Source organism: Burkholderia lata (genome assembly GCF_902499025.1).
GTDB lineage: Bacteria > Pseudomonadota > Gammaproteobacteria > Burkholderiales > Burkholderiaceae > Burkholderia > Burkholderia lata_C.
Genome location: NZ_CABVPW010000065.1, coordinates 1 through 13,411 on the forward strand (window position 1 = coordinate 1; position 13,411 = coordinate 13,411).

General features: G+C 68.6%; 14 protein-coding genes. 10 read left to right on the forward strand and 4 right to left on the reverse strand.

Annotated elements, in window-relative coordinates:
- Positions 1–194: 194 nt before the first annotated feature.
- From BDI24065_RS38630 to BDI24065_RS38650, 5 genes are all read left to right on the forward strand, one after another.
- Positions 195–680, forward strand: a complete 486-nt coding sequence (locus BDI24065_RS38630; RefSeq protein WP_175035618.1) for a CreA family protein — start codon at positions 195–197, stop codon at positions 678–680.
- Between the two features lie 62 nt (positions 681–742).
- Complete coding sequence (locus BDI24065_RS38635; RefSeq protein ID WP_175035619.1) at positions 743–1,642, forward strand: AraC family transcriptional regulator; 900 nt, start codon at positions 743–745, stop codon at positions 1,640–1,642.
- A gap of 125 nt (positions 1,643–1,767) precedes the next feature.
- Positions 1,768–2,535: an AzlC family ABC transporter permease gene (locus tag BDI24065_RS38640; RefSeq protein ID WP_122944819.1), complete on the forward strand. Its 768-nt coding sequence runs from the start codon at positions 1,768–1,770 to the stop codon at positions 2,533–2,535.
- Positions 2,532–2,870, forward strand: a complete 339-nt coding sequence (locus tag BDI24065_RS38645; protein WP_104768634.1) for an AzlD domain-containing protein — start codon at positions 2,532–2,534, stop codon at positions 2,868–2,870. Before BDI24065_RS38640 ends, BDI24065_RS38645 begins: the two co-directional genes overlap by 4 nt.
- A 161-nt stretch (positions 2,871–3,031) precedes the next feature.
- Positions 3,032–3,814: a DUF4088 family protein gene (locus tag BDI24065_RS38650; RefSeq protein ID WP_175035620.1), complete on the forward strand. Its 783-nt coding sequence runs from the start codon at positions 3,032–3,034 to the stop codon at positions 3,812–3,814.
- Positions 3,815–3,937: 123 nt separating this feature from the next.
- On the opposite strand, the gene BDI24065_RS38655 is transcribed toward BDI24065_RS38650, so the two are convergent.
- Entirely contained in the window at positions 3,938–4,333 is a 396-nt protein-coding gene (locus tag BDI24065_RS38655) for a hypothetical protein (RefSeq protein WP_175035621.1), read from the reverse strand.
- A gap of 269 nt (positions 4,334–4,602) precedes the next feature.
- Here BDI24065_RS38655 and BDI24065_RS38660 point away from each other — a divergent pair, with 269 nt between their 5' ends.
- The 3 genes from BDI24065_RS38660 (at position 4,603) to fumC (ending at position 7,896) form a co-directional block, all read left to right on the forward strand.
- Positions 4,603–4,821, forward strand: coding sequence for an RNA-binding S4 domain-containing protein (locus tag BDI24065_RS38660; RefSeq protein WP_006486208.1), 219 nt, complete (start codon positions 4,603–4,605; stop codon positions 4,819–4,821).
- Between the two features lie 136 nt (positions 4,822–4,957).
- Entirely contained in the window at positions 4,958–6,346 is a 1,389-nt protein-coding gene (norM, locus tag BDI24065_RS38665) for a multidrug efflux MATE transporter NorM (RefSeq protein ID WP_175035622.1), read from the forward strand.
- Positions 6,347–6,501: 155 nt separating this feature from the next.
- Positions 6,502–7,896 carry a class II fumarate hydratase gene (gene fumC / locus BDI24065_RS38670; RefSeq protein ID WP_047850516.1) on the forward strand — a complete coding sequence of 465 codons (1,395 nt, stop codon included), beginning with the start codon at positions 6,502–6,504 and terminating at the stop codon, positions 7,894–7,896.
- A 49-nt stretch (positions 7,897–7,945) separates the two neighbouring features.
- Here fumC and BDI24065_RS38675 read toward each other — a convergent pair whose 3' ends face one another.
- Both BDI24065_RS38675 and BDI24065_RS38680 read right to left on the reverse strand, forming a co-directional pair.
- Positions 7,946–8,458, reverse strand: a complete 513-nt coding sequence (locus BDI24065_RS38675) for an acyl-CoA thioesterase (RefSeq protein WP_124493013.1) — start codon at positions 8,456–8,458, stop codon at positions 7,946–7,948.
- A 119-nt stretch (positions 8,459–8,577) separates the two neighbouring features.
- The gene (locus tag BDI24065_RS38680; RefSeq protein WP_163008963.1) at positions 8,578–8,718 is read right to left on the reverse strand and encodes a hypothetical protein; all 141 of its coding nucleotides are present in this window, start codon (positions 8,716–8,718) and stop codon (positions 8,578–8,580) included.
- Between the two features lie 195 nt (positions 8,719–8,913).
- Between BDI24065_RS38680 and BDI24065_RS38685 the strand changes: the two genes are divergently transcribed.
- Positions 8,914–9,621, forward strand: a complete 708-nt coding sequence (locus tag BDI24065_RS38685; protein ID WP_175035623.1) for an ArsR/SmtB family transcription factor — start codon at positions 8,914–8,916, stop codon at positions 9,619–9,621.
- 162 nt (positions 9,622–9,783) lie between these two features.
- Positions 9,784–12,333, forward strand: a complete 2,550-nt coding sequence (locus BDI24065_RS38690; protein WP_175035639.1) for a DUF6600 domain-containing protein — start codon at positions 9,784–9,786, stop codon at positions 12,331–12,333.
- A gap of 105 nt (positions 12,334–12,438) precedes the next feature.
- Here the strand turns inward: BDI24065_RS38690 and BDI24065_RS38695 are convergent, their stop codons facing one another.
- Positions 12,439–13,410, reverse strand: coding sequence for a thymidylate synthase (locus BDI24065_RS38695; protein WP_175035624.1), 972 nt, complete (start codon positions 13,408–13,410; stop codon positions 12,439–12,441).
- Position 13,411: the final 1 nt, after the last annotated feature.

Sequence of the window (13,411 nt, forward strand, 5' to 3'; positions counted from 1 at the left end):
CCCCGATAGCTCAGTCGGTAGAGCGCCGGACTGTTAATCCGTAGGTCCCTGGTTCGAGCCCAGGTCGGGGAGCCAAATAGCGAAAGGCCCGTCATTCGACGGGCCTTTTGTTTTTCCGGCCCGCCTTGCGGCTTTCATCGCCCGGTCGTGCGCATGCTAGAGTCTCTGTCCCGCATTCGCATCCGGTTCCGTCGATGAAGCACCGCCTCTTCCGTTCCGCCCCTCTCGCCCTCCTGCTTTCCGCGTTCGCCGCGGCACCGCTCGCGCACGCGGAGGAAGTCGGCAGCGTCAACACCCATTTCCGCGTCACGGGCTCCGATCGCGTGGTCGTCGAGGCGTATGACGACCCGGTCGTGAACGGCGTGACCTGCTACGTGTCGCGCGCCCGCACCGGCGGGATCAAGGGCACGCTCGGCGTCGCCGAGGATCCGAGCGAAGCGTCGATCGCATGCCGGCAGGTCGGCCCGATCAGCTTCAAGGAGCCGCTCAAGCAGCAGACCGACGTGTTCAGCGAGCGCATGTCGTTCATCTTCAAGACCCTGCACGTCGTGCGCGTGGTCGACGCCAAGCGCAACACGATCGTCTACCTGACCTACAGCGACCGCATCGTCAGCGGCAGCCCGAAGAACGCCGTCACCGCGGTCCCGATGCCGGCCGGCACGACGATTCCGGTCAAGTAAAGCCCGCGCCTGCCGGGCGCGCGAGCGATACACTGTCGATTCGACCGCTTCCGCGCCCGATCATGTCCGCCACCCGCCTTCCAGACTCCGCACGCTACTGGCGCACGCCGCTGCTGCCGGATGCGGACCTCGTCACGGCCACCTATCGCGACCACACGTTCGCGCCCCACTGGCACGACGCGTACACGATCCCCGTAATTCTCGAAGGCGCGGAACGCTTCACCTATCGCGGCAACGGCTATGTCGCCGAAACCGGCTCCGTGCCGGTGATCAATCCCGGCGAGGTGCACACGGGTTCGCGCGCGGCCGACGAGGGCTGGTGCTATCGCGTCAGCTACATGCCGGTCGAATTCATCCGCGAACTCACCAGTGCGGTTGCCGGCCGCCCGCAGGACGCGCCGTGGTTTGCGCCCGACGTGATTCGCGACGCCGATCTTGCGGCCCGGCTCACGCTGGCGCACCGGATGATGGAGGCCGGCAGCGAGCGCGCACTGCCCTCGCAGGCACACGGGCAATCGGCCGGCGAACCGGTGAGCGGCACACCGCGCATCTACGATCCGCTCGCCGCCGAAACGGCGATGCTCGATGCGTTGTCGACACTGATCGTGCGCCACGCCGACGCACTGCCGCGACCCTCGCCGCTCGCGGCGGACGAACCGCGCGTCGACGCGATGCGCGAGCGGCTCGCCGCCGATCTCATGTGCACGGTGACGCTCGACGAAGTCGCGCTGGCGGCCGGCCTGTCGCCGTTCCACGCGGCGCGCCTGTTCACCCGCACGACCGGCATGCCGCCGCATGCGTGGCGCAACCAGTTGCGCTTGCAGCGCGCGCTGGCGCCGCTGCGCGCAGGCGTGCCCGTCGCCGACGTCGCGGCGGCCAGCGGCTTCGTCGACCAAAGCCACTTCACCCGACATTTCAAACGCATGTTCGGCGTGCCGCCCGGGCGCTGGCAGGCAAGCTGACACACGGCGGCGCACGGCCCGCCACCGCGATGCCGGCGGAGCCGGCAAGCGGCAAGCACCGACCCGATCCCGCGAGCGCAAGAACATACAAGCCGGCCCATCACGTGCCCGCTATCCTCCAACTCATGGAGGAGCACCCTTTGAACCCGACACCCGCATCGCCTGCCCGCCGCCCATTGAACGAATGGCTCGACGGCGCGCGCGACACGATCCCGATGATGATTGGCGCCGCCCCGTTCGGCGTGATTTTCGGCACGCTCGTTGGCGGCGGCCCGCTCGCCCCGTGGCATGGCGCGCTGATGTCGCTCGCCGTGTTCGCGGGCTCCGCGCAGTTCATTGCGCTCGGCCTGATCGCGGGCAGCGCGAGCTTCGTCGTCGTGCTCGCGACCACGCTGATCGTGAACCTGCGTCACCTGCTGTACAGCGCGACGCTCGCGCCCTATGTCGCGCACCTGCCGCTGCGCTGGCGCGCGACGCTCGGCGCACTGATGACCGACGAGGTGTTCGCCGTCGCCTATGCGCACTACCGGCACTTCCCGCCCGGCGCGATCGGCCCCCACTACTTCTTCGGCTCGGGGCTCGCGATGTACCTGAACTGGCAGGTCTGGACGCTCGCGGGCATCGGCTTCGGTGCCGCGTTCCCGGGCCTGCAGTCGCTCGGCCTCGATTTCGCGATGGCGGCGACCTTCATTGCGATCGTCGTCCCGCAGCTCGGCACGCTGCGCTATTTCGCGGCCGCCGTGACGGCCGGCACGCTGGCGTACTTCTGGCAGGGCTGGCCGTACAAGCTCGGGCTGCTCGGCGCAGTTGCGGCGGGCGTCGCGATCGGCGTCGCGCTCACGCTGCTGCACGAACGCACGCGCGCCGGCTCGCGCACGGAGGCCGCATCGTGAGCTACGCGCTGCTGATTCTCGGGATGGCGGTCATCACCTACGCGATCCGCTCGACGCTGTTCCTGTTCGGCGAACGGCTGACCTTCCCGCCGCTCGTGCGGACCGCGCTCGGCTTCGTGCCCGTCACCGTGCTGACCGCGATCATCGTGCCGATGACCGTCTCGCCGCACGGCGGCACGGCCGAGCTGACCTGGCGCAATCCGCAGCTCGTCGGCGCGCTCGCTGCCGTGCTCGTGTCGGCAGCCACCCGTCGCCCGCTCGTGACGATCGCGGCGGGACTCGCGGTGTTCTTTTTCTGGCAAGGGGTCGTGCTGCCCCACTGGCTGCCCGCCTGAGTACACGCTCGGTCACGCGCGCTCAAGTTTTCGCCTGGCCCGCCGATATAGGGAATGAAGACCCCCCACCGGCCTCGGCGCGCACCGGTCAGTCGACGCTGCGCCCGCTCCGGTGCGCCGTGCCGGCCGCCGGCTTGCGCGGGCCGCCATCGAGACGATTCATGGGCCAGATCACCCTTTCCCTCAAGGACGACACGCTCGAGTCCCTGCGCAAGGACTACGACGCGTTCGTCCGCGTATCGCTGAAACTCGACCCGCAGTTCGCGACGCCGTCGTTCGAGGATTTCCTGCGCGCCAAACTGCTCGACAACATGGTGCCGCTGACCGAGCACGCGGTGCAGCGGATGCTGCAGGGCGGCCAGTACGCGTGGGCAAAACGCACGCTCGACAAGGAATTTCCGGATGTCGTCGCGATCCTGATGCGACAGGCCGGCGAATTCGGCTTCGGCTTCGCGTCGCGCTCCGAATGGACCCCCGACGAACTCGCGAAGGCGTGCCGCGACTGGGCGAAAGCGATCGTCGCCGAAGCGCAGGGCGACCCGTCGCTGATCGACCCGCTCGCATCGCAGATCAAGGGGGCCGCGCAAGACATCCAGACGCTCGAGGAACTGATGCAGACGCCTGCGTGGCGGCTCGCGGAATCGCTGCGACAACGGGTCTACGAGGCCAAGCTCGCGTGCGAGATGAGTGTCGGCAGCACCGCGCGCGACAAGCTCGGCGAACTGCGCGGGCTGCTGCGGCTCGGGCTCGCGCACGGCTCGTTCCAGAAGCAGGAAGCGCAGCAGATCATGGAATACCTGCGGCTGCTGAAGCCGGAAATCTTCGTCGAGGAGCCATACGACGTCTTCGCCCGGCTCGCCGCGTGGCTGCGCAGCGTATTCACGCCGGCTGCCGTGCGACCGGCGCAGGGCCAAGGCCAAGGGCAAAGCCAACGCCGGCCGTAACGGCACGCACAATCGCATCAACACGCGAGAACGGCCCGGCTCGCGCAACGCGAACCGGGCCGTCGGATAGCCGCTGTCGCGACGCACCGTCCAGGACGAGCGTCGCGCAGCGCCGGGCACCGCTTACTGCGTGGCGCCCTGGGCCGATGCACCGCCCTCCGCGCCGACCGATGCGCCGCCCTCGGTCGCTTCGCCGGCCTTCGCCTTGGCCGAGCCGACATGGCTCTTGGCCGACTTCGCAGCATGCTTCGTATGCTTCTTGGCCGAGTGGACGGCCGACGACGCCGTATCCTTCGCGCCATCGGCTGCCGCGCCGACCGCATCGGTTGCACCGCCGACCGCGTTGCCCGACGCATTCGCGCCCGCACTGCCCTGCATGCCGGCACCGGCCGCCGGCGTCTGCGCCTGTACGCCGGCACCGGCTGCCCCCTGCACCGCCGTACCCGTCTGGGCAAATGCGGCCGAAGTGGCGAACGCCGTCAACGCGGCACCGATCAGCATCGTACGAATCTTGGACATGGCAATTCTCCTCAGGAAGTTGTGAGCGCGAACCGCAGCGATGCGGTCCGTCGCGTCCCCGCCGCAACACGCAGCAGGTACGACAGAAGACCCGCGGCCCGCGCGGCCGGTTCTCGAATCTCTCAGACTGTTACCCACCGTTTCATTTGCTGACGAATGGCTCACACTCCCTAACAACTGCGTGCGCCAGCCGGCCGCGCTCGCGCGCCGGCCCGCGGTGCCGTATGATGCGGGGCGATTCCTCCCGCGCTTTGCGCACCTTCTTCGTCATGCCCAATCTGGATTTCACGCTGACCGGCGAATACGTCGAGCTGCACAACCTTCTCAAGATCACCGGCCTCGCAGACAGCGGCGGCACGGCGAAGCTGATCGTCGCGTCCGGCGCGGTGAAAGTCGACGGCGCGGTCGAACTGCGCAAGACCTGCAAGATCCGCGCGGGCCAGGTCGTCCTGCTCGGCGACACACGCATTGCGGTGCGCGAAGCATAGGGCCCGACGGTTCCCCCTGCCTGCGACATGGCCATCGGCGCGCGCGTTCGACACGGTTCGAATAAAGCCGTAAGCTAACCGTCTCTCAAAATAAATACATATAGCGCGGGGCCGCACCCGCGCGAGCGCCCATTCCATGTCGCATTCCGGTCTTACACGGACGGCCGCCGCGCCGCCGTCCCTGTCCAGTCATGCCGCCGATACCGCGCGCCTCGCCGCACCGCTCGCGATCGCGCAGCTCTCGCAGATGGCGATGAGCGTCACCGACACGGTGCTGCTCGGCTCGCTCGGCCCCGATTCGCTCGCGGCGGGCGGGCTCGGCGCGAACTTCTTCTTCGTCATCGTGACCGTGCTGCAAGGCGTGCTGTCGTCGATCAGCGTCAGCGTCGCGCATGCGCGCGGCGCCAAGGCCGACGAGCGCGTACCGCACATCTACTGGACCGGCTTCGCGCTGTCCGTGCTGCTCGCGATTCCGGCCATCATCGCGCTGTCGCTGTCCGAACCGATCCTGCTGATGTTCCACGAGCCGCCGCTGCTCGCGCATCACGTCGGCGAATACACGGGCATCCTGCGTTTCGCCGCGCTCGGCAGCCTGATCGGCGTCGGGCTGATGCGCGCGTTCCTGCCGGCGATCGGCGCGGCGCGGCGGCTGCTGTGGGTGTCGATCGGCGGCGTCGGCGTGAACGGCGTGCTGAACTACGGGCTGATCCACGGCGCGTTCGGGCTGCCGCGCCTCGGCTTCCTCGGTTCGGCGGTCGCGACGACGATCACGATCTGGCTCACCGCGCTCGCACTGATCTGGCTGCTGCACGGCCGGCAACGCTTCCGTCATTTCGTCACCGCCGCTCGCCCGAAGCTGCCCATGATGGGCGAACTGATCGGCATCGGCTGGCCCGTCGCGATCACGTACGGGGTCGAGTCGACGCTGTTCCTCGCGACCGGCCTGACCATCGGCGTGCTCGGCGCGACGTCGCTGGCCGCCCACCAGATCGCACTGAACGTCGCGTCGGTGGCGTTCATGGTGCCGCTCGCGATCGGCCAGGCCGCCAACGTGCGGGTCGGCTACTGGGTCGGCGCAGGGGCCCCCGTCGCCGCGCGGCATGCAGGCTTCGTCGCACTCGGCCTCGGTGTCGCGTTCATGACGCTGTCCGGCATCGTGTTGATCGTCGCACCGCATGCGATCGTCGGCCTCTACCTGAACCTCGACGACCCGGCCAACGCGGCCACCGTGTCGCTCGCCGCGTCGCTGCTCGGCATCGCCGCGGTGTTCCAGATCGTCGACGGTGCACAGACCGTCGCGTCCGGTGCGCTGCGCGGCCTGAAAGACACGCGTATCCCGATGCTCGCGGCCACCCTCGGCTACTGGGGCATCGGTTTTCCGACCGGCTACTGGTTCGCGTTCCACGTGGGCCTCGGTGCCCGCGGCCTCTGGTGGGGGCTCGCAGCCGGCCTCGCGAGCGTGGCCGTGCTGATGGCATGGCGCTTTCATCTGAAGAGCGCGTCGCTCGTGACGTCGCCGCACTGAGCGCGACAAGACGCGAAATCCGCGCCGGCGCTATGCTAGTCGGCTGAAGATCTCAAGACGCCGCGCGAGCGGCGCGACTGCCTCACGATACGTCTGATTACGTCTGATGCCGCGCAGCCACGCGCGGCCTTTCCCCTTTCCTGGAGGAGTGGATCATGAACGAAGCAGTTCGGATGGAACGCGATACGTTCGGCGAGATCGCCGTGCCGGCCGACCGGCTCTGGGGCGCGCAGACCGAGCGCTCGCTGCAGAATTTCCGGATCTCGACCGAGAAGCAGTCGCCCGAGCTGATCCACGCGCTCGCGATCGTCAAGCGCGCCGCGGCGGCCGTGAACCAGTCGCTCGGCGTGCTGGCCGACGACAAGGCGCGCGCAATCATCGACGCGGCCGACGAGATCATCGCCGGCAAGCATCCGCGCGAATTCCCGCTCGCCGTGTGGCAGACGGGCTCCGGCACGCAGACCAACATGAACCTCAACGAGGTGATCGCGAATCGCGCGAGCGAACTGATGGGCGGCGAGCGCGGCGAAGCGCGCAAGGTTCATCCGAACGACGACGTGAACCGCGGCCAGTCGTCGAACGACGTGTTCCCGACCGCCATGCACGTCGCGGCCGCGTACGCGATCGTCAACCACCTGCTGCCGGCGCTGCGCACGTTGCGCACGACGCTCGACGCGAAGTCGAAGGCGTTCGCCGACATCGTGAAGATCGGCCGCACGCACCTGCAGGACGCGACGCCGCTCACGCTCGGCCAGGAGTTTTCCGGCTACGTCGCGCAGCTCGACCAGGGCATCCGTCACGTCGAATCGGCGTTGCCGCACCTGTACGAACTCGCGCTCGGCGGCACTGCAGTCGGCACGGGGCTGAACGCGCATCCGGAGTTCGCCGTGCGCGTCGCCGACGAAATCGGCCGGCTCGCGAAGCTGCCGTTCGTGACGGCACCGAGCAAGTTCGAGGTGATGGCGGCCGCCGACGCGCTGGTATTCGCACACGGCGCGCTGAAGACGGTCGCCGCCGGGCTGATGAAGATCGCGAACGACGTCCGCTGGCTCGCGAGCGGGCCGCGCTGCGGGCTCGGCGAGCTGTCGATTCCGGAAAACGAGCCGGGCAGCTCGATCATGCCGGGCAAGGTGAACCCGACGCAGTCCGAAGCCGTGACGATGCTGTGCTGCCAGGTGTTCGGCAACGACGTCGCGGTCAACGTCGGTGGCGCGAGCGGCAATTTCGAGCTGAATGTGTTCCGGCCGATGATCGCGCACAACGTGCTGCAATCGGTGCGGCTGCTCGCCGACGGCGCGCAGAGCTTCAACGACCACTGCGCGGTGGGCATCGAGCCGAACCGCTCGCGGATCGACCTGCTGCTGAACGAATCGCTGATGCTCGTGACGGCGCTCAATCCGCACATCGGCTACGACAAGTCGGCGCAGATCGCGAAGAAGGCGCACAAGGAAGGCACGACGCTGAAGGCAGCCGCGCTCGCGCTCGGCTACCTGACCGAGGCGGAATTCGATGCGTGGGTGCGTCCCGAACAGATGATCGGGTCGCAGTAACGGCAGGAAGACGGGCGCGGCGCGATGCGATGCGCGGCGCCCGCCGCGGTCAGACCGCGCCCTTCGCGACTTCTTCCGGTTTCATCTCGACGATCTTGTCGAGCGCGGCCCGCACGTCGGCCGCATATTTCGCGAGCACCTTCTGCTCGTCGGTCTCGGGCACGAACGGCGGCACCGGCACCGGGTTGCCGTTCTCGTCGACCGCGACGAACACGACGAGGCAATCGGTCGTCTGGCGCAGCATGCCGCCCTTCGGATCGCCGGCATGCACGGACACATGGATGTGCATGCTGGTGCGGCCCGTCGCGACGACGCGCGCCTTCAGCTCGACCAGATTGCCGACCATGATCGGACGCTGGAAACGGATGTTGCCGACGCTGACCGTCACGCAATAGCGGCTCGACCAGACGGCCGCGCACGCATACGCAACCTCGTCGATCCACTTCATGAGCGCGCCGCCATGCACCTTGCCGCCGAAGTTCACGGACGACGGCTCGGCGAGGAAGCGGAATACGGTTTCGGTGCGGTCGAGGGCGGCCGGTACGGGGGACGATTGGGACATCTTGTTGGCTCCAGGCGGCAGGGGCGCTGTAATCGGGCCATTATACGTTGCGCTGCGGCAACGCGTCGCGGGGCGCCCCGCCTGGCGCGGCTGTCGGAGCTGCGCCAGGCCCGGGCCGGTCAGCGGCGCACCGTGATGCCCTGATCGATCGTTCCGTACATCTCGATGCTGCCGCCGCGCTCGCCGGCCGCGCCCGCTCCGCCCTGCGCACAAGCCGCGCAAACGAGCGCGGCCGCCAGCAAACAGAAAATCGTCTTCATCGTTGCGTCGTGTCACATGCGGCAGCCCGCTGCCGCCGCTTTCGGCCATTCTACGCGCGCCCCGCAAGCGGCCGCAGCCCGGTTCGCCGCACCGACGACGCCAGCGCCACTGCATCCGACATTTCAGCCAAAAGCGAAACATCGAATGCGCGCGCCCACTACACTGAAGATCATCCCGCCTGACGAGACACGACGATGACCGATCAAGACGACCACCACTTTCCGGGCCTGAGCCGCATCGGCTCACTGATCGCCGACCCGGGGCGCGCCGCGATGCTGTGGGTGCTGATGGACGGCAGCGCGCGACCGGCAGGCGAACTGACGATGATCGCGGGACTGTCGCCCTCCGCCGCAAGCGCCCACCTCGCGCGCTTGACCGAAGGCGGCCTGCTCGCGCTCGACGTGCGCGGCCGGCACCGCTACTACCGGATCGCATCGGCCGACATCGCGGCCTCGCTCGAGGCGCTCGCGAACGTCGCCCGCGCAGCCGCGCCGCATCGCCCGGTTCCGGCGCCGTCCCGCACGGTCCCGGCCGAATTGCGCTATGCGCGCACCTGCTACGACCACATGGCCGGCGAACTCGCGGTGCGCATCTTCGACGGGCTCACCGCACGCGGCTGGCTGCTCGCCGAAGGCGATGCGATCGAGACCACCGAGCTCGGCACCCAGGCACTTGCGCAATGGGGCATCGACGTCGCGCAGCAGCGCACGCGCCGGCGTCGCTTCGCGTGCGGCTGCCTCGACTGGAGCGAGCGGCGCTCGCATCTCGGTGGCGCACTCGGTGCAGCACTGCTCGAGAGCTTCTGCGCGCACGGCTGGATCGAACGCTCCGCACGGCCGCGCGTGCTGCGCGTCACGGTGCCCGGACAGCAGGTTTTCGACGGGTGGCTTACGTCCGCTTGACGCCTGCATTGCGACTGCACGACAACGGCGCGCGATCGACAGGTTTTGTTACATCGCGTGCCATTCGACTTACAAAACACCGAGCATTGAAACAGGCCGAGCGGATATTGTGAACTCAACGGCACGAATCGACGCGCCGCGATAATGACGAAGACGCTCATCATGGCCACCCTGTTCACGCTCAAGCGAACCGCCCGCTGCACGCTGCTCGCGTTCGTTGCGCTTGCGGCACTGCCCCCAGCATTCGCGCAATCGGCCGACGCCCCTCCCTATGCAACCGCGGCACGACAACCGGGCGGCGATCCGCCCAGTCGTGTCGCACGGCTCAATTACCTGTCGGGCGCCGTGACCACCGAACCGGCCGGCACCGATACGTGGTCGTATGCCGCCGTGAACCGGCCGCTGACGACCGGCGACCAACTCTGGAACGATGCGGGTGCGCGCTCGGAACTGCACATCGGCTCGACCGCGGTGCGGCTCGGCGAGTCGACGAGCCTGTCGGTGCTGAACCTCGACGACACGACGACCCAGCTGAAAGTCGGACTCGGCACCGTATCGACGCACGTGCGCGATCTGCCGGCCGGCGGATCGTACGAAATCGACACGCCGAACCTCGCGCTCGGCATCACGGGCCCCGGCGACTATCGCGTCGACGTCGCACCGAACGGCGCGAGCACGACGGTCACGCTGCGCGACGGCAGTGCGACCGTCTACGGCAGCAACGGCCAGTACCCGCTGTCGCCCGGGCAGCAGGTCGTGTTCTCGGGCACCGACCTGCAGGTCGCGCAGCAATCCGCCGCCCCGGGTCCCGATCCGCTCGACCAGTGGGCCGCCAGCCGCGACGCGGCCGAGGAGCGCTCCGTGTCGGCCCGCTATGTGTCCCGTGACATTCCCGGCTACCAGGATCTCGACGCGAACGGCACGTGGCGCGAAACCCCGAACTACGGTCAGGTATGGGTGCCGAACGACACGCCGGCCGACTGGGCGCCGTATCACGACGGCCACTGGATCTGGCAGGCCCCGTGGGGCTGGACGTGGGTCGACGACGCGCCGTGGGGTTTCGCACCGTATCACTACGGTCGCTGGGCGTACGTGGACGATAGCTGGGCCTGGGTACCGGGCCCGCTGGTCGTCAGCCAGCCGCCGGTCTATGCACCGGCACTCGTCGCGTTCGTGGGTGGCTGTGGCGGCCCGGACTGGAGCGTCGCGCTCACGGTGGGCGGCGTCGCCGCGGCCGGCTGCGCATGGTTCGCGCTCGGCCCGGGCGAACCGTGGCATCCGGGCTGGGGCGGCTGGAGCCCGCACTACTACGACCGCGTGAACCGCAACGTCGTGGTGAACAACGTCAACGTCAACGTGAACAAGACCGTGAACGTGACGAACATCACCAATATCACCAACATCAACAAGACGTACGTGAACTTCCGCGCGCCGCACGCGATCACGGCCGTACCGGCCTCCGCGTTCGTGCACGGCCAGCCTGTCGCGCACTTCTCGCAGCACGTCGATCCGCAGCAATGGCGCAATGCACACGTCACGCCGGGTACGCCAGGTATCGCGCCGGTGCGCCAGAGCTTCACCGGCGGGCTGCGCAATGCGAGCTACCGTCCGCCAGCGGCGATTGCCCAGCACCCGTACGTCGCGACGCGCAATCCCGCCGTGCCGGCCGCGTATCGCGACCAGGCCGCGGCCCACCTCGCGCAGCAAGGCGGGCGCGTGCCGGGTGCCGGCGCGCCGGTCGTGAAGACGAACGTGCCGGCCGACTATACGGCTCGTCCGGTCCACGTTCCGGGCAAGCCGGGCGGCGGCGCATGGGCGATGCACAACGTGCAGCTCGTGAATCCGCACGGCCCCGTCGTGCAGCCGGCTCGTGCGCCTCACGAAGGCCAGCCGGCCGCCGTACAGGCCGGGCGGCCGGGCGCACCGATGCCGGGCATGCCGAATGTCGCGCGGCCGGCGAACGGCGAAAACCCCAACGCACCGCGTTTCGCCAATGGCGGCATGCCGCAGGCACCCGGCAACCCGATGCCGCATCAGGCGTTCGCGCCGGGCAACGGCGTCCCGCATCCGCCGGTAGCGAACAACAGTCCGGCAGGCATCGGCAACGCGCACGCAGCCGAGGCACCGTCGCCCGCGTGGATGCAGCCGCACACACCGATGGAACGTCAGCGCCCTGCTCCGCCCACCGCGCTGAATGCGGCGGGACAGAATGCGCTACCGCCCGTGCGTAGCGCAGCGGTGCCGCATCCGGAAGGTGTGCCGACTCCGCAGGGCGCACAGCCCGGCAGCCGGAACGAAACGCCGCGCGCACTGCCGCAACCGCGGCTCGACAATACCGCGCAGATTCCGCAACCGCGTCCGCGCCCCGATTTCCCGACGCCAGCGCAGCATGGGCAATCGCAACCGGAACGGGCGGCACCTGCGCCGCAACCGCGCCCCGAATTCGCACAACCGGCACCGCATCGCGAAGTCGCGCCGCCGCGTGTGAACGAGTACCGTCCGCCGGCCCCCGCCGTGCACGACATGCCGCGCCCGCAACCGCAGGCACCACGCATGGAGCCGAGACCGCAACCGGCGCAGCGTATGGAGCCGCGACCGTCGATGCCCGCACCGCACATGGAACCGCGGCCGCAACCGGCGCCGCACGTCGAGGCGCCGCACCCGAGCAACCCGCCGCCGCAAGGCGGTCACGAAGAGCGCCATCGCCAGTAGCACGTGCCGCAAACGTGAAACAAAAAGGCCCGACCGGGATCAACCGGTCGGGCCTTTTTCCTGCGGGGCACGGATCGATGCATCCGCGCAGCCTGGGTCACGCGATCAGACCGCCATCGGCGCGGTCAGCGGCTCATGATGACGGTAGCCGACGAGCGAGAAATCGGACGGCTCGATCTGCTCCAGCCACTCGGGCGCGTACACGCCCGTCTTCGCGTATTCCGGCACACGCCCGGCAATCTCGAGCCGCGGGCTGTCGTACGGCTCGCGCGTGAGCTGGCGCTGCAGCATGTCGAGCTGGTTCTCGTAGATGTGCGCGTCACCAATGAAGTACGTGAACCAGCGCGGTGTGTAGCCCGTCAGCCGACCGACGAGCTCCAGCAGCGCGGCCCCTTCCGTCAGGTTGAACGGCGTGCCGAGGCCGACGTCGTTGCTGCGGATGTACAGGCACAGCGAGATTTCGCGCTTCGTCGCATTCGGCAGGAACTGATACAACAGATGGCACGCGGGCAGCGCGATCTGGTCGAGCACGGCCGGATTCCACGCGTGAAACAGGATGCGGCGATCGGACGGGTTCTCCATGATCGTGTCCAGGCACTGGCGCAGCTGGTCGATCGCCTTGTACAGCAGAACCTTCGGCGCGCCGTCTTCGTCGAAGCGCGTGACGATCCGGAAGCCGCGGCGCGTCGCATCGGCGATCTGCGCGTCGGCACCCGCGTCGAGCACCTTGTAGCCCGGCCACTGGCGCCACTGCACTCCGTACACGTCGCCGAGATCGTCGACGCCCTGGCGATACGGGTTCGCGAGCCACTGCGCGTTCTCGTTCGCGTTCGCGTCCCACACCTTGCAGCCGAGCGCGCGGAAATCGGCCGCGCTGCGCGTCGCGCGCAGGAAGCCGACCAGCTCGCCGATCGCGGACTTGAATGCCAGCTTCTTGGTCGTCACGGCCGGGAAGCCTTGCTGCAGGTCGAAGCGCAGCATCGCACCCGGCATGCTGATGGTACGGATCCCCGTGCGGTTCTCCTGCCAAGTGCCGGTATCGAGAATGGTACGAACGAGATCGAGATACTGTTTCATG

Coding starts and splice junctions, on each gene's coding strand:
- BDI24065_RS38635 (WP_175035619.1), top strand. CDS start 743: ATGTCCGCCACCCGCCTTCCAGACTCCGCACGCTACTGGCGCACGCCG.
- BDI24065_RS38655 (WP_175035621.1), bottom strand. CDS start 4,333: ATGTCCAAGATTCGTACGATGCTGATCGGTGCCGCGTTGACGGCGTTC.
- BDI24065_RS38630 (WP_175035618.1), top strand. CDS start 195: ATGAAGCACCGCCTCTTCCGTTCCGCCCCTCTCGCCCTCCTGCTTTCC.
- norM (WP_175035622.1), top strand. CDS start 4,958: ATGTCGCATTCCGGTCTTACACGGACGGCCGCCGCGCCGCCGTCCCTG.
- BDI24065_RS38675 (WP_124493013.1), bottom strand. CDS start 8,458: ATGTCCCAATCGTCCCCCGTACCGGCCGCCCTCGACCGCACCGAAACC.
- BDI24065_RS38640 (WP_122944819.1), top strand. CDS start 1,768: ATGGAGGAGCACCCTTTGAACCCGACACCCGCATCGCCTGCCCGCCGC.
- BDI24065_RS38690 (WP_175035639.1), top strand. CDS start 9,784: ATGGCCACCCTGTTCACGCTCAAGCGAACCGCCCGCTGCACGCTGCTC.
- BDI24065_RS38660 (WP_006486208.1), top strand. CDS start 4,603: ATGCCCAATCTGGATTTCACGCTGACCGGCGAATACGTCGAGCTGCAC.
- BDI24065_RS38650 (WP_175035620.1), top strand. CDS start 3,032: ATGGGCCAGATCACCCTTTCCCTCAAGGACGACACGCTCGAGTCCCTG.
- BDI24065_RS38685 (WP_175035623.1), top strand. CDS start 8,914: ATGACCGATCAAGACGACCACCACTTTCCGGGCCTGAGCCGCATCGGC.
- BDI24065_RS38680 (WP_163008963.1), bottom strand. CDS start 8,718: ATGAAGACGATTTTCTGTTTGCTGGCGGCCGCGCTCGTTTGCGCGGCT.
- BDI24065_RS38695 (WP_175035624.1), bottom strand. CDS start 13,410: ATGAAACAGTATCTCGATCTCGTTCGTACCATTCTCGATACCGGCACT.
- fumC (WP_047850516.1), top strand. CDS start 6,502: ATGAACGAAGCAGTTCGGATGGAACGCGATACGTTCGGCGAGATCGCC.